This is a genomic window from Polynucleobacter sp. HIN11 (assembly GCF_030297675.1).
GTDB lineage: Bacteria > Pseudomonadota > Gammaproteobacteria > Burkholderiales > Burkholderiaceae > Polynucleobacter.
The window spans coordinates 512,083-528,336 of record NZ_AP028142.1 but is presented as its reverse complement, the minus strand read 5'-3'; the positions used below and the strand labels follow the sequence as shown (position 1 = coordinate 528,336).

Annotated in this window: 11 protein-coding genes; 5 read left to right on the top strand and 6 right to left on the bottom strand. The window is 48.4% G+C overall.

The genetic code is table 11. The annotated features are described in order from the left end of the window. Nucleotide 1: 1 nt before the first annotated feature. Both tsf and rpsB read right to left on the bottom strand, forming a co-directional pair. A complete protein-coding gene (tsf, locus tag QUE60_RS02750; RefSeq protein WP_286224328.1) occupies nucleotides 2-883 on the bottom strand; it encodes a translation elongation factor Ts in 882 nt (293 codons plus the stop codon). Further along, nucleotides 883-1,632 (bottom strand): 30S ribosomal protein S2, encoded by a 750-nt coding sequence (rpsB, locus tag QUE60_RS02745; RefSeq protein WP_286224327.1) that lies wholly within the window; start codon nucleotides 1,630-1,632, stop codon nucleotides 883-885. Before rpsB ends, tsf begins: the two co-directional genes overlap by 1 nt. 185 nt (nucleotides 1,633-1,817) lie before the next feature. Here rpsB and map point away from each other — a divergent pair, with 185 nt between their 5' ends. Together map and QUE60_RS02735 are read left to right on the top strand one after the other, a co-directional pair. Next, nucleotides 1,818-2,654, top strand: a complete 837-nt coding sequence (gene map, locus QUE60_RS02740) for a type I methionyl aminopeptidase (RefSeq protein WP_286227162.1) — start codon at nucleotides 1,818-1,820, stop codon at nucleotides 2,652-2,654. 26 nt (nucleotides 2,655-2,680) lie between these two features. Beyond that, nucleotides 2,681-5,254, top strand: a complete 2,574-nt coding sequence (locus QUE60_RS02735; protein WP_286227161.1) for a [protein-PII] uridylyltransferase — start codon at nucleotides 2,681-2,683, stop codon at nucleotides 5,252-5,254. Here QUE60_RS02735 and ligA read toward each other — a convergent pair. Genes ligA through smc form a run of 3 tightly spaced genes read right to left on the bottom strand, consistent with a single transcriptional unit; the run spans nucleotide 5,243 to nucleotide 11,805 of the window. Beyond that, nucleotides 5,243-7,258 (bottom strand): NAD-dependent DNA ligase LigA, encoded by a 2,016-nt coding sequence (gene ligA / locus QUE60_RS02730; RefSeq protein WP_286227160.1) that lies wholly within the window; start codon nucleotides 7,256-7,258, stop codon nucleotides 5,243-5,245. The genes QUE60_RS02735 and ligA overlap by 12 nt on opposite strands. 9 nt (nucleotides 7,259-7,267) lie before the next feature. After that, nucleotides 7,268-8,290: a cell division protein ZipA C-terminal FtsZ-binding domain-containing protein gene (locus QUE60_RS02725; protein WP_286227159.1), complete on the bottom strand. Its 1,023-nt coding sequence runs from the start codon at nucleotides 8,288-8,290 to the stop codon at nucleotides 7,268-7,270. Then, entirely contained in the window at nucleotides 8,290-11,805 is a 3,516-nt protein-coding gene (gene smc / locus QUE60_RS02720; RefSeq protein ID WP_286227158.1) for a chromosome segregation protein SMC, read from the bottom strand. Before smc ends, QUE60_RS02725 begins: the two co-directional genes overlap by 1 nt. 179 nt (nucleotides 11,806-11,984) lie before the next feature. Here smc and dapD point away from each other — a divergent pair, with 179 nt between their 5' ends. From dapD to prmB, 3 genes are read left to right on the top strand one after another with little or no spacing between them, the layout of a single operon-like run. Then, nucleotides 11,985-12,812, top strand: a complete 828-nt coding sequence (gene dapD, locus QUE60_RS02715) for a 2,3,4,5-tetrahydropyridine-2,6-dicarboxylate N-succinyltransferase (protein WP_286225838.1) — start codon at nucleotides 11,985-11,987, stop codon at nucleotides 12,810-12,812. Between the two features lie 3 nt (nucleotides 12,813-12,815). Beyond that, on the top strand, nucleotides 12,816-13,964 hold the full coding sequence (gene dapE / locus QUE60_RS02710; RefSeq protein WP_286227157.1) for a succinyl-diaminopimelate desuccinylase: 1,149 nt from the start codon (nucleotides 12,816-12,818) through the stop codon (nucleotides 13,962-13,964). Beyond that, the gene (gene prmB / locus QUE60_RS02705; RefSeq protein ID WP_286227156.1) at nucleotides 13,957-14,895 is read left to right on the top strand and encodes a 50S ribosomal protein L3 N(5)-glutamine methyltransferase; all 939 of its coding nucleotides are present in this window, start codon (nucleotides 13,957-13,959) and stop codon (nucleotides 14,893-14,895) included. The genes dapE and prmB overlap by 8 nt, the downstream gene beginning before the upstream one ends. On the opposite strand, the gene radA is transcribed toward prmB, so the two are convergent. Next, on the bottom strand, nucleotides 14,892-16,253 hold the full coding sequence (gene radA / locus QUE60_RS02700; RefSeq protein ID WP_286227155.1) for a DNA repair protein RadA: 1,362 nt from the start codon (nucleotides 16,251-16,253) through the stop codon (nucleotides 14,892-14,894). The two genes, prmB and radA, sit on opposite strands and share 4 nt — an antisense overlap. Between the last annotated feature and the right edge of the window lies 1 nt (nucleotide 16,254).

Below are 16,254 nucleotides of genomic sequence, written 5' to 3'. Positions count from 1 at the left end.
CTTAGGCAGTTGCCTTTGCAGCAGCAACCTGAGCAGCCACTTCTGCAGCAAAGTCATCTTGACGCTTTTCAATTCCTTCGCCGACAACGTAAAGGGTGAAGGATTTAATCGTCGTATTGGCTGCTTTTAGCATTTGCTCAACGGTTTGCTTGTCGTTCTTTACAAAAGCTTGGTTCAATAAAGAGACTTCCTTTAAATACTTTTGAACCGAACCCTCAACCATTTTGGCAGCGATATCAGCTGGCTTGCCAGACTCCAAAGCCTTTTGCTCAGCAATCTTACGCTCGGTTGCAATATTTTCTGCGGGAACGTCAGCAGTCGATAGAGAAACAGGCTTCATTGCGGCAATGTGCATGGCAACATCTTTCGCTGCTGTTGCATCACCCTCATACTCCACCATCACACCGATTCGGTTGCCATGAAGATAAGAAACCAGTTGGCCACCACCAGCAAAACGTTTGAAGCGGCGGGGGTTCATGTTCTCACCGATCTTTCCGATCAGTTCGGTGCGCACAGCCTCGACAGGCTTACCATTGAGTTCTAAGGCGGCCAAAGCGGCGACATCTGCGGGATTTTTCTCGGCAACCAGCTTGGCGCAGCCATTACTAAATGCCAAGAAGTCATCGTTTTTGGATACAAAATCAGTCTCGCAGTTCACTTCCAATAAAGCTCCGGTTGTTCCATCAATATGGGAAACAATTACACCCTCTGCCGCAATCCGTGATGCAGCTTTACTGGCCTTGCTTCCCAACTTCACACGCAGGATCTCTTCGGCTTTAGCTAAATCACCATCGGCTTCCGTTAATGCTTTTTTGCACTCCATCATGGGAGCGTCGGTTTTGGCGCGGAGTTCGCCAACCATTGCTGCGGTAATCGCGGGCATCAGTCTTCCTTCCCTTCTTCAACAAACTCTTCTTCGCCCTCTTTAACAGACTCGAGGACTTGCTGTACCGCATTTGCTTTACCTTCTAGGATGGCATCTGCAATACCGCGAACATAAAGAATGACTGCTTTACTCGAGTCATCGTTACCCGGAATAATGTAATCAACGCCCTCTGGTGAGTGATTGGTATCCACTACGGCAATCACAGGAATACCCAATTTGTTGGCTTCGGTAATTGCAATTTTGTGATAGCCCACATCCACAACAAAAATAGCATCCGGTACACCGTTGAGGTCTTGAATACCACCAAGTGATTTTTGTAACTTATCAAACTCACGCTCATTGGTGAGGGCATCTTTTTTCGAGAGCTTCTCCCAATCGCCCGCCTCTTTTGCAGCGGCCATATCTTTTAAGCGCTTGATCGAACCCTTTACCGTTTTGAAATTGGTCAGGGTGCCTCCAAGCCAACGGCTATCAACATAAGGCATACCTGCACGAGTTGCCTCTTGGGCAATAATTTCGCGAGACTGGCGCTTAGTACCAACAAAGAGAATTGTGCCGCGGTTGGCAGCTACCTGACGCACAAATTTCAGGGCATCCTGAAACATGGGCAAGGTCTTCTCTAAATTAATGATATGAATTTTGTTGCGATGACCAAAAATGTAAGGGGCCATCTTGGGGGACCAGAAGCGCGTTTGGTGGCCAAAATGGCACCCAGCTTCCAGCATTTCACGCATTGTCACTGACATTACAATCTCCTAAGGGTTGGTTCTAAGATCAAGTCCTGACTGCGCTCAAAAGCGCCACCCTGGATGGCTTGATCTGGGATTTCAGTCTCACCATGAGACCGATCTGTGAATTATACCTTAAATATCAATCCACTAGTGATTTAGCAGTTACTCGAAATCGACCAGATTCGGCCATAATATGCGCTATGCACAGCGTATTTACTGATGAAAAAGATCTAAATGGGATGCGAGAGGCTGGCCGCCTTGCAAGCGAGGTTCTCGATTACATTGGCCCCTTTGTCAAACCCGGCGTGAGTACTGGGGAATTGGATCGTCTTTGTCACGCCTACATGCGTGATGTGCAAAAGACTATTCCCGCCCCATTAAATTATCAACCTCCAGGCTACCCCCCTTTTCCGGCATCAATCTGCACGTCGGTCAATGATGTTATTTGCCATGGCATTCCAGGTGACAAAGTACTTAAAAATGGCGACGTGGTTAATCTCGATATCACGGTCATTACCCAAGCTGGCTACTATGGCGACACCAGCCGGATGTTTGCAGTCGGCGACATCTCGATCTTGGCTGCCCGATTGAACCAAATCACGTTTGAATGCATGTGGCTTGGCATCGCCCAGGTAAAACCTGGAGCGCGTTTAGGCGATATTGGCTTTGCGATTCAGTCGCATGCCGAGCAGGCTGGCTACTCGGTGGTACGCGAATACTGTGGCCACGGTATCGGTAAAGTATTCCATCAAGATCCTCAGATTCTTCATTATGGAAAACCAGGTACCGGGGAAGTATTAGAAGAAGGCATGACCTTCACGATTGAACCAATGATTAATGCTGGTCGACGCGAGATCCGAACCATGCCCGATCAGTGGACCGTGAAAACAAAAGATCGTAGTCTTTCAGCCCAGTGGGAACACACTGTTTTAGTCACTCACCATGGCGTTGAGGTCTTAACTTGGTCTGCAGATACACCAAAGGCTCCTGCTTGCGTTGGCAGCCTAAACTACCGACCCAGCGTAGTCGCTGCTTAGATTCTTCTCATCTTTAGAACGCGCTCATGAGTTCGGAATCCCATCCACTCAAAGATGCACGGAGCTTAGCGTGTTCTGATTTTTTAGTTCACCAGAATGTTGGCAAGTTAATGCAGCGTTTAACCCAAGCAACCGATCAACAGCTGCTGGATTTATGGAATCGCTGCAATCTTAGTACAGATGCTGCCTTGCTAGCCGTTGGTGGCTATGGTCGCTCTGAATTATTTCCTCACTCCGATATTGATATCTTAATTTTGCTTGATGATGCACGCAGTGAGGATCCGCAACTGCAGTCCAACCTGGAATCCTTCATTGCGCTGTGTTGGGACTCGGGTCTAGAAATCGGCTCTGCGGTTCGCACGCTGTCCGAGTGTTTATCAGAAGCCCAACAAGATATTACCGTGCGTACCTCGGTTTTAGAGGCGCGCTTACTGGGTGGTCATCGCGGCTTATTTAAGTTATTCAAGCGCAGTCTTGATGAAGCGATGGATCCCAAGGCATTCTTCCAGGCGAAGTTATTGGAGCAGCAGCAGCGTCACTATAAGTTTCAAGAAACACCCTATGCACTCGAGCCAAATTGCAAAGAGAGTCCAGGGGGATTGCGTGATCTACAAATCATTCTATGGGTCAGTAAAGCTGCATCCCTTGGCAATAGCTTTACTGATTTATTCAAAAAAGGGTTAATCACAGAGCGCGAGCTCAAAGAACTCAATCGCAATCAGAAGTTATTGCAAAACATTCGAGCTAATTTGCATTTGCTTGCAAAACGTCGTCAAGACGTTCTGGTATTTGATCTTCAAGCCGGTCTGGCTAAGCAGATCGGGATTGATCAAGAATCAGGCAGGCTGGCCAGCGAAGAGCTGATGCGACGTTATTACTGGGCGGCCAAGGCCGTGAGCCAGCTCAATATGATTCTGCTTCAAAACATCGAAGCAATCTTATTTCCCAATGAATCACGTACGACCTATCCCATCCCAGGCCCCGATAACACAATGTTTATCGAGCGCCAAGGTTTATTAGATATTGTTGATCCCCAGCTTTACCAAAAACATCCCGAACAAATATTGCGGACATTTTTAGTGTTTGCCCAAAACCCAGCCATCAATGGTTTGTCAGCAAGCGTCTTTCGGGCCCTCTATAACGCACGGCAGCTTATGAATGCCTCGTGGCGCAAAGACCCACGAAATCGTGCTGTGTTTATGGAATTACTCAAATTACCGGATGGTGTGACCACCGCCTTTCGCCTGATGAATCAGACCAGTGTTCTGGGGCGTTACTTGCCATCCTTCCGTCGTATCGTCGGTCAAATGCAGCACGATTTATTTCATGTGTACACCGTTGATCAACACATCTTGATGGTCTTGCGCAACGTCCGACGCTTCATGATTCTTGAGCATACCCATGAGTTCCCATTCTGTAGCAACCTGATTGCAAGCTTTGATAAAAACTGGATTATTGTCTTGGCTGCCCTATTCCATGACATTGCTAAGGGGCGCGGGGGCGATCACTCCGAACTCGGAAAACGCGATGCCCGTACCTTTGCCAAAGACCACGGCTTAGCCAACGATGAAACCGAGCTATTAGTTTGGTTAGTTGCCGAACATCTGACAATGAGTCAAATTGCTCAAAAGCAGGATATTACGGATCCTACGGTCATTACTGCCTTTGCAAAACGCATGCGCGATGAACGGCATTTAACTGCACTCTACTTGCTGACCGTTGCGGATATTCGGGGTACTAGCCCTAAGGTCTGGAACGCTTGGAAAGGTAAGTTACTAGAGGACCTCTATCGAGCAACTCTTCGGGTCCTAGGGGGCGCCAAACCCGATCCATCGTCGGAGTTAATTCAGCATAAGGAGGAAGCGTTAACCCAACTGCGTCTAGCAGGAATTGATGACGATGCACCTCAAGCCTTATGGCAGAAATTAGATGTGGCATTTTTCTTGCGCCACGAGGCTAATGATATTGCGTGGCTTACACGACACCTCTATGCAAACGTCCATACGAATGAACCAATTGTCCGTGCCCGTCTCTCACAAGCGGGCGATGGTTTACAAGTCGCGGTTTATGTCAAAGATCAATTGGATTTATTCGCCCGCATCTGCGCCTATTTTGAGCGCCATCATTTTTCCATTTGGGATGCGCGGATTCATACAACAAAGCATGGCTATGCCTTAGATACCTTCCAAATATCTGGCAGTCATTTAGTTGATGAAGGTGGTAGCTATCGCGACTTGATTCAGTTAGTTGAGTATGAACTTGCGGAGTCCATCAAAAAATCGGCCCCTCTACCAGAACCCAATATGGGTCGTTTATCTCGACAATCGAAAAGCTTTCCAATCCAAGCTAGGGTTAATTTGCAGCCAGATGAACGCAATCAATACTTTGCTCTCACCCTCTCGGCAGCAGATCGCTCGGGTCTTCTATACGCAGTCGCTAAAGCGCTTGTTAAGCACCAAATCTCACTTCATACCGCACGTATTAATACCTTGGGTGAGCGCGTTGAAGACATCATGTTGCTTGATGGTAGCAATCTTAGTAAGAATCCAAAGCTGCAAATTCAGCTCGAGACTGAGTTGTTGGAAGTGTTAGCGGCCTAGAAGTTTCAGTAAGCCAAGCTCATCCAAGATCGGTATACCAAGCTCATTCGCCTTATCAAGCTTACTTCCCGCTTCGGAGCCAGCAACTACGAATGAGGTTTTTTGAGAGACTGAGCCTGCCACTTTAGCTCCGGCTGCCTCGAGTAGTTCTTTTGCTTGATCTCGAGAGAGTGTTGGGAGTGTTCCGGTCAGAACAAAGGTCTTACCACTTAAATCAACGGCTGCGATTCGTTCTTCTTTCTGAAATTCGATACCAGATGCGAGTAGTTGCTCAATGACCTCGCGGTTATGCGGTTCTGACATAAAACTAACAATTGAATCAGCAACCACCGGTCCAACATCATTGACCATTAATAATTCATTCATTTGTGCATCCATTAAGGCGTGGATGCCTCCAAAGTGCTTCGCAAGATCTTTGGCAGTACTTTCGCCAACATGACGAATCCCCAATCCAAAAATAAATCGCGCTAAGGTGGTTTTCTTGGATTGAGCAATGGATTGCAGAAGGTTGTCAGCGGACTTCTCTCCCATGCGCTCCATGTTGACTAAAGCGGTAAATCCCAAGCGATAGAGATCTGCTGGTGTTCGGACCAAATTGAGATCAACCAATTGATCCACAATTTTGTCACCCAAGCCTTCAATATCCATCGCGCGGCGTTGTGCAAAATGCAATAGTGCCTGCTTGCGCTGTGCTGCACAAAATAGGCCGCCGCTACAGCGGGCAACTGCTTCATCCGATAAGCGCTCAATATTGGACTCACATACTGGGCAGCGGGTTGGCATGATAAATACTTGTGCATTGACTGGCCTACGATCCAAAACGACCGATACCACTTCAGGGATTACATCACCCGCCCGACGAACGACCACCGTGTCACCAATGCGAACATCTTTGCGTCGTACCTCATCTTCATTATGTAAGGTGGCGTTGGTTACAGTAACACCGCCTACTAAAACAGGTGCTAAGCGAGCCACAGGTGTAATCGCTCCAGTTCTACCCACTTGCACATCAATTCCTAGGACCGTGGTAATTTCTTCTTGCGCAGGATATTTATGCGCAATGGCAAAGCGTGGCGCGCGTGATACATAACCTAGTTGCGCTTGTTCAGCAAAGGAGTTCACCTTATAAACCACGCCATCAATCTCATACGGTAACTGTTGACGCTTAGCAGCAATCTCAGTGTAGAACGTCATCAAGCCCTCGAGCGAATCCACTACCCTGCGCTCTCTGCATACAGGTAAACCAAGTGATTCATATTGATTTAGCAACTCACTATGGGTTGAGGGTAACCATTGACTTGGCTCTAAAGTACCCAGGCCATAGGCAAAAAAGCTTAAAGGACGTTTTGCAGTGATCTTTGAATCTAGCTGACGCAAACTTCCTGCAGCCGCGTTTCTAGGATTGGCAAATTCCTTCTCACCATTGGCTGCAGCCATTTTGTTCATCTTCTCAAAATCAGTTCGATGCATAAATACTTCGCCACGAACTTCGATCACTTTTGGAAGATTGGGTCCCAACAAACGCAATGGAATTGCCCGAATCGTTCGGATATTACTCGTTACATCCTCGCCACTTGCCCCATCGCCGCGGGTTGCTGCCTGGACCAAGACACCGTTCTCGTAGCGCAATGAGATTGCCAAGCCATCAAACTTCAGTTCACATGCGTACTCCACGCGATCTAAACCTAGACCCTCACGACAACGTCGATCAAACCCAATGAGTTCAGACTCCTCAAAGGCATTGTTTAAAGAAAGCATGGGGACCGAGTGCTTGATCTCCATAAATTCTTTAAGGGGAGCGCCTCCTACCCGCTGTGATAAGGAGTCAGGGGTTACCCAGTCAGGGTGTTGGGCCTCAAGTTCCAATAACTCGCGATACAAACGGTCATACTCAGCATCGGGGACCAAGGGCTGGTCTAAAACATAATACGCATGCTCAAGACGAGCAAGTTCTTGCTGTAAATAATGATAACGATCCGCGGCCGAGGATCTACCTTGACTCAAGATCTTGTCCTAAGAGAATAAACGGAGTGCAGTGCCGGACCCTGCAGGGATGCCTGCTTTGTCAAGCTGAGCATAAAGAGAATCAAGTTGTTGGCGAATCACATACACCGAGTTCTCAGTCAAGTGAACTCCGTTGTCATCAACCAAGCGTCCTTGCAAGGTCTGTGCCACATCCGCAGCCTCATTGAGCATCAGCTCAAAGGGTCGCAAATGTTGTGCAACCACAGGCACTTCCAGTAAGAAAGTAATTTGTCCAATTGGCGCTTGCCGATCAAATGTCCCTGTCCGAAATACTGGCTTACCATCTACTGCATATTCAAAGGCATATCCCTGAGGGCTCATGCGGTAGCCTCTTTGGGTAAGGGCTGACTCAATATGGGGCCAAGACCATGTTTGCTGATCAAACACAATGTTCATTCCCAACAAAATATCGCTTTGCGCAGCAAGGGCATCCAGTTCTTTTGCACTCTCTAGCATAGTATTTACAGCTGGCATATCAATTTGGGCATCCAAGGACTCCGCCAATACCTGAACACGGGAACAAAAGTCCGATAACTCAAGAACCCCAATGGGACCACGCCGACTGGCGAGTTGAACCGCGAGCTGAATTTCTAAGTACGAATGATCTGCCTCTAGGGGCTCCCAAATACCCTCATTTGCACCGGTTGCATGAAGCCCATCGGCCATCCACGCAATTGGCAGATCGCTCCACGATTTAAGAGCCTCCAAAATCTCCAACCCAGAAATGGCTTGGTTAAAACGCAGAGTGATCACGCAATCGATCCGGGGATCAATCGTTTGAGGTGCTGGGCCTTGGTTTACTGTATCGACAGAAACGGGGGAAGCCTCAATTGGAACGTCATTAGAGACATTGGAATCTGGCTCAACACGTTCTTCAGTTACTTTAGATTTTGCTCGAGCATTGCGAATGTTATAGATCACCACCCAAGTTAGGAACAGAACCCCAACCGCTCCAAGCGCTAGTTGAAGCTCTGATAAACCCAACTGAGATGCAAACTGATCAAGCGGCATTAAGCCGCCTCCACCATCGAAACAGCCGACGCAATATCAACAGCAACAATCCGCGATACGCCTTGTTCCTGCATCGTAACGCCAATTAATTGGCTGGCAATTTCCATGGTGATCTTGTTGTGTGAAATAAAGACGAACTGAGTTTTATCCGACATCCGTGCGACCATCTCAGAATAGCGCATTGTATTCGCATCATCAAGGGGTGCATCCACCTCATCGAGCAAACAGAACGGTGCTGGATTTAGTAAGAATAAGGAGAAGACTAAGGCGATAGCTGTCAGAGCCTTCTCCCCACCGGAGAGTAAATGAATTGTGCTATTTTTCTTACCGGGCGGCTGCGCCATCACTTGGACACCTGCATCTAAGATCTCTTCGCCTGTCATAACGAGCTGCGCATTACCACCACCAAAGAGCTCAGGGAACAATCGCCCAAAATGGGTGTTCACCTGATCAAATGTGCCTTGCAATAGATCACGTGTCTCAGCATCAATCTTTGCAATCGCATCTGTCAATGTCTGGATCGCCTCATTTAAATCGGCTGATTGCGCATCTAAGAATGACTTGCGCTCACGGCTACTCGATAGCTCATCAAGAGCAGCCATATTGACGGGTCCCAATGATTGAATCTCATTATTAAGGCGAGTGACCTCTCCTTGCAGACTGCTCGCACGCAGATCTGGGCTATAGCGCTCAGCAAGTGCTTGGTAATCCGCCTCATCGTCATTCAATAAAGTTGTGAACTGCTCATAACTCAAGCGAGCTGCTTGCTCTCGCAACTGCAGATCAACCACTCGGTCGCGCATCGGCTGTAGGGTTTGCTCAAGCATTAAACGCGCTTCATCCGCCTGACGTAACTGGTGCTGCATCGCCTCTTGCTCGGTTCTAGCCTTTGCTAACGAAGCCTCGCGCTCAGAACGGGTGACCAACAAGCTTTGTAGTTTGTTTTGTGCTGCCTCATCACTCAAGGTCTTTAGCTCGTTTTGATTAGCATCAAAGCGGTCCTGAAGCTCCATAATTTGGGTTCTAGCAGTACTTTGATCACGCTGTAGATCATTGATGCGTTGCTGTAAGGAGCGAGTATTAAATGTGGCTTCTTGAGCAGTCATTTCGGCTTGACGCAAAGCAAGGCGCAATTCCTCGCGAGCAGCACTAGCTTGCTCCAGGTCATTCTGAGCAGTTGAGAGCTGAGATTCCAGGTCTGATTTTTGTGCGTTCGTATCCCGGAGCTGCTCTTCAGTTTGAGTCTTCGTCACAGAAATACTATTTAACTGTTGATTAATTTCCGATAACTCAGAATCGATTTGTGCAGCCCGAGTACTGTACTGCTCTTTAGCTTGCACTAATTGCATTTTTTCAACTTCAAAGGCATGCGCCTCTTGAACGGCTTGCTCTGCGGCAACTCGGGATTGATCGGCAGCAGCAAGTGCAGCCTGATAGTTCGCATTAGCTTGCTCGAGCTCGCTTTGCAACTCGCTCTGAATTAACTGTTGCGCCTTAAGTTGCTTCTCAAGGCTTGCCATCTCTTGTGCACGAGCCAACATTCCCGCCTGCTCAGAATCAGGTGCATACAGCTGGACACCAGCGCGCGTCACCAAATGTCCTTGTGCGGTGACCAAAGCAGCGCCACGGGTGAGTTGTGTACGTCGCCGTAACGCATCCTCTAAGGTATCAGCGATATAAATATTGCTCAACCACTCTTGCAAAACATTGGCGATGACACCAGATGCCTGCACACGTGAGATAAATGGCACAAATCCCGATGGAGCCTTAATCTCCCCAGACTCCAAATCATCGGTCAAAAGAATGGCTAAGCGACTTGGTGGCGCCTCTTTAGCAAGGCTTAGAGTCTCATTCAGACTTTTACCGGTTAATGCCGCTAGGCGCTCGCGTAATACTGACTCCAGAGCGGGCTCCCAACCCTTTTCAACTTTAAGCTCCTGCCATAAGCGTTTACTCTCTTTTAAGCCTTTACTTTCTAACCAAGGGCCAATCTTGCCTTGTGCTTGAACACTTGCTTGTAAAGCAGCCAGTGCGCTGAGTTTGGCCTCGCTTTGCTGCACATCCTGATTGGCTTTTTGAATCTGATCCAATGCAGCTTGCCGCTTGGCATCGGTGACAGGCACGTGCTCTTGGTTTTGAAGCGCCTTAGCTTTTGCCTCTTCCGCTTTGCGCAAAGCCATGATGTGACGATCTGTAGCCATTTGCAATGCTTGGTCATCTGGTTTACGCATCGTCGCTAACTCATCCTGTAAACGAGTCGACCGTGAGGTGGCGTCTTCAAACTGGGCTTCACCAGCATGAATCCGTTCTTGCAGACTAACAAGTCGCTGCTCAAGGCTTGCTAATGCAGCACGCGCGCCATCGAGTGCTTGGGTTGCCGACTGCAAACGTTCATCATAAGAAGGTGCTTGCGATTGCAGAGCCCCAAACTCTGCTTGCAATTTTGTCTCGTTCTCACTCGCAGCCCGGAACTCTTGCTCAGCCTGGCGCTGCGCTTGAGCGGCCTCCTTCTCTTGCGTAGTCCAGCGATCAAGCTGGGCCTGCAAATCAGCGACTTGCTCTTGAAGGCGTTGGCGGGATTCATGAACGTATTTAATCTCGGCTTCAACTTGACTGATTTCCGCATTGGTTTCGTATAAATCGCCCTGTGCTTTGGATACCACGTCCTGCAGTGCATACTGCTGCGTGCGCATCGTTTCTAGCTCGGACTCTGCGTGACGCAGCTTTGCAGTTTCTTCTTCTAATTTGACCTGGGTTTCCCGAATCGAGTTGGCATGTTTCTCTTGTTCCTTGCCCGACTCTGTTTGCTTTACAAACCACAGCAATTGCTGCTGGGATTTCATCTGAGTCAGCAGTTCGTTATGACGACTAGCCACCTCAGCCTGTGCTTCCAAACGTGCTAACTGCTGTTCTAGCTCCCGCAAAATGTCCTGAACGCGAACGAGATTCTCCTGAGTGTCTTCTAAGCGGGCAGCGGTTTCTTTGCGGCGCTCCTTATATTTCGAGACGCCAGCAGCCTCCTCTAGAAAAACGCGTAACTCCTCGGGCTTGGACTCCAAAATACGAGAAATAGTGCCTTGGCCAATAATCGCGTATGCACGCGGTCCAAGGCCGGTTCCAAGAAAAATATCTTGTACGTCTTTACGGCGTACCACCTGATTGTTGATGTAGTAACTTGAGTTACCGTCGCGGGTTAAAACACGCTTAACTGAGAGCTCAGCAAAACTAGACCATTGACCTTGTGCACGACCATCGGCATTATCAAAAATGAGTTCTACGCTGGCCCGACCAGATGGTTTACGTAAGCCAGAGCCATTAAATATGACGTCTTGCATCGACTCACCGCGCAACTCGCTCGCCCGTGACTCTCCTAGAACCCAGCGAACCGCATCAATAATGTTCGACTTACCACAACCATTCGGACCAACCACACCAATTAACTGGCCAGGTAACTCAAAATGGGTTGGGTCAACAAAAGATTTGAAGCCAGATAATTTGATTGATTTCAGTTGCACGGATGTTCTTCTTAGTAAGGCAAATTAGGGGATTAATGGTCTAAACGTTCTAATCCAAGATGATAACAATCCCAGGACCATTTAACCCTTCCGTACAAGCCCCAATATAATGACTATTAAGTATTTATATTTCAGTTTTTTCTAAAAATCCTTATCAATCCTATAGTTATCTACACCTTATGACGCAAGCCCTCCAAAACACTATTGAACAAGCCTGGGAAAACCGTGGGAATTTATCTCCGAGCTCAGCGCCGGTCGACATTAAACAAGCAGTTAGCACTGTTTTAGACGGTCTCAACAATGGCTCAATTCGGGTTGCCGAAAAACGAGGCGTGGGTCAATGGGATGTCAATCAGTGGGTCAAAAAAGCGGTATTGCTTTCGTTTCGCCTTGAAGACAACCAGCCAATGTCAGCCGGTGGCTTTACCCAGTTTTACGACAAGGTACCCAGCAAATTTGTAAATTACTCATCCGAAGACTTTGCCAAAGGTGGGTTTCGGGTGGTGCCACCCGCTTTTGCTCGTCGCGGCTCATTCATTGGCAAAAATGTTGTGCTCATGCCCTCCTATGTCAATATTGGCGCCTATGTGGACGAAGGTACGATGGTCGATACCTGGGCCACGGTTGGATCCTGTGCGCAAATCGGTAAAAACGTTCACCTCTCTGGCGGCGTAGGTATTGGTGGTGTCCTAGAGCCCATTCAAGCGGGTCCTGTCATCATCGAAGACAACTGTTTTATTGGCGCTCGCTCCGAGGTGGTTGAAGGAGTGGTGATTGAAGAAAACAGCGTTCTCTCAATGGGCGTCTATATTGGCCAGAGTACCAAGATTTATGACCGCGAAACTGGTGAGGTTCATTATGGTCGTGTTCCGGCAGGATCCGTCGTGGTTCCAGGATCGATTCCAGCCAGTAATGGTAAATACAGCTTGTACGCAGCAGTGATTGTGAAAAAAGTTGACGCTCAAACCAGAGCGAAGACGGCTATTAATGAACTCTTGCGTGACTAATTGATGAATACGGCCCTTACGCTGACCAAAGAGCTAATTGCATGTCGCTCGGTGACTCCTGCGGATGGCGGATGCCAAGAGCTGATTGCAAAGCGCTTAGCAGCAATTGGCTTTGAGGTCGAAACCATCGTCAGCGGTCCAGAACACTTTCAAGTGACCAATCTTTGGGCAATCAAACGAGGTAAAAACTCCCAAGGCAAAGTATTAGCCTTTGCTGGACATACGGATGTTGTTCCAACCGGACCACTCGAGCAGTGGACTAATGACCCGTTTGCCCCTACTGAGCGCGATCAATTTCTGTACGGTCGTGGCGCTGCGGATATGAAAACTTCCCTTGCTGGTTTTGTAGTAGCAACCGAAGAATTTGTACAGGCACACCCGAATCACTCTGGATCAATTGCCTTCTTAATTACTAGCGATGAAGAAGGTCCTGCCCATGATGGCACCGTAGTCGTATGCGACCTCCTTAAAAATCGTGGTCAAAAACTGGATTACTGCATCATTGGTGAGCCCACCTCTGTAGAGCGCTTGGGCGATATGATCAAAAATGGGCGACGCGGATCGCTTTCGGGGAAATTAAAAGTCAAAGGGATTCAGGCGCATATTGCCTACCCTCATTTAGGTCGCAATCCGATTCATGAGGTTGCTCCAGCCCTTGCAGCATTAGTCGCTAAAGAGTGGGATTGCGGCAACCAATACTTTCAGCCAACCAGTTTTCAGATCTCAAACATTCATGCCGGTACGGGTGCGAACAATATCATTCCTGGCGAGTTGGTGATTGACTTTAATTTCCGATTCTCCACCGAAAGCACCCCAGAGCAGTTAAAAGCTGGGCTTGAGTCGATCTTACGTAACGCCAATCTTCAGTTCAGTATTGATTGGACCTTAGGTGGCGAACCATTTTTAACCGGCGATGGCGAATTAGCGGGCGCTATGCGCGAGGCCATTTTGGCTGAAACCCAGGTTCAAACGGAGCTCTCGACTACCGGTGGTACCAGCGATGGTCGGTTCATTGCCAAAATTTGCTCGCAGCTCATTGAGTTTGGACCCGTGAATGCAACCAGCCACAAGATTGACGAACGCGTGGCACTCAACTCGATTGAGCCTCTAAAAAATATTTATCGTCGCGCACTTGAAAAGCTAATTGCCTAAGGATTTGCTGGGTAAGCTATTGCCCATGGACCCCATTCCCATACCAACCAATTTTCCCAGCATGACAATTAATGCGTGTTGTCAACGCATTCAGAGTCTTTTGGAATCAGCCGATCTTCATTACGGACATGGTGCGAGTAATGCGCAGGCAGAGGCATTGTGGATTGTTAGTAAGCAATTAGAGCAATCGCCCTCAGAAACGCTTGAGGATTTAGACTCGATGATTTCTGGAGGACTTAGCCAAAAGGCTTTCGAGGTGGCACAAAAACGGATTGAATCACGTCAACCCCTTGCCTACCTTTTGGGCGAGGCGTGGTTAATGGGAGTGCCCTTTGACTGCACTCCGCAAAGCATTATCCCGCGCTCATTCATCGCCGAGTTAATCGCTCACGAATCCCTTGAGTCCTGGTTACCCGCAGATGGCAAGGTGCTTGATTTATGCACAGGCAATGGTTCGCTCGCGGTTCTCATGGCACTTTACTACCCCGACTTGCAGGTTGTGGCAAGCGATCTCTCTTTGCCGGCTCTAGCTCTGGCTGCTCGCAATCTCGATCGCCATCACTTAAGCGATCGCATTGAATTACTGCATGGCGACTTATGGGAACCCATTGCCCAGCAGGACTTACGATTTGATTTAATTATTTGCAATCCACCCTATGTGAATGAACAATCGATGCAATCTCTGCCTCCAGAGTACTGTGCTGAGCCGCGCGAGGCACTGGCTGGCGGATCAGATGGCATGGATCTGATTCGACAAATTATTCACTCCGCCGGCGAATACTTGAATGAACGCGGCGCATTAGTACTTGAGATCGGTAATGAATTTGATCATTTCCAAAAAGCTTTTGGGCATCTTTCCCCGATTTGGATGGAGGTATCTGCGGGTGATCGACAGGTATGCTTGATTGAGGCAGAGGATTTAAGCCGCTAGAACAAGTCGTTTACAGCAGCAATCGCCTCATCAATTCGCTCGACTGCAATCATTTGCAAGTCAGCAATTTTTGTTTTTGGCAAATTAGCCTTTGGAATAATCGCAATCTTAAATCCCAATTTGGCAGCTTCCTTGAGCCTCTCCTGACCTCGCGGGCATGGGCGAATTTCTCCCGCCAAACCAACCTCCCCAAATACCACTAAATGCTTTGGAAGAGCGCGATTACGGATTGATGATGTGATCGCAAGCAGAACCGCAAGGTCAGCAGCTGGTTCGGTAATTTTGACCCCGCCCACTGCATTCAAAAAGACATCTTGATCAAAGCAGGCAATGCCGGCATGACGGTGCAAGACCGCCAACAGCATCGCCAAACGTGCTTGTTCCAAGCCAACCGCTAGGCGTCTAGGGTTAGGAATATGCGCCGTATCAACTAGCGCCTGAATCTCAACTAACAGCGGTCGACTCCCCTCTTGAGTTACCAATACACAGGAACCAGGTACTGTTTGCGGATGTTGCGATAGAAAAAGAGCGGACGGATTGTTGACACCCTTGAGACCTTTCTCGGTCATTGCAAAGACGCCGAGCTCATTGACCGCACCAAAGCGGTTTTTAATCGAGCGCACTAAGCGAAATGACGAATGCGTATCCCCCTCAAAATATAAAACGGTATCGACAATATGTTCGAGTACGCGTGGACCAGCCAAATGGCCATCTTTGGTGACATGGCCAACTAATAAAATACAGATACCGCTTGACTTTGCGAGACGTGTTAACTGCGCGGCACACTCACGTACCTGAGCGACTGATCCAGGCGCAGATGTAAATGCCTCGGAATACAAAGTCTGGATAGAGTCAACCACTAATACCTGTGGCTGAGCAGCCTCAACCGATAGCAATAACTTTTCTAACTGAATCTCTGCCAAGATTTCAAGTTGAGGTGCATTTAAAGAAATCCGCTGAGCACGCAATGCAATTTGAGCGGCGGACTCCTCCCCGGAGCTATATAAAACATCAATCCCTTGAATACTCAGCTCAGCGAGGGCTTGTAATAATAAAGTGGACTTACCAATCCCAGGATCACCGCCGAGCAAGACCACACCACCCGCCACCAATCCCCCACCCAGCACGCGATCGAGCTCCGAAATTCCCGTGGGCAAGCGTGGCGAATCCTGCGCTTCAATGCTCACTAATTTTTGTCGTGGGATTGATTTCGCAAGTCCTTGAAAACGATGGTTGGCAGTCTCGGCCAAAGACTCTTCAAGCGTGTTCCATGCATCGCATGCAGGACATTGGCCCTGCCATTTAGGAGAACTGCCTCCACACGCTTGGCAAACATATAGGGTTTTGGTCTTCGCCATA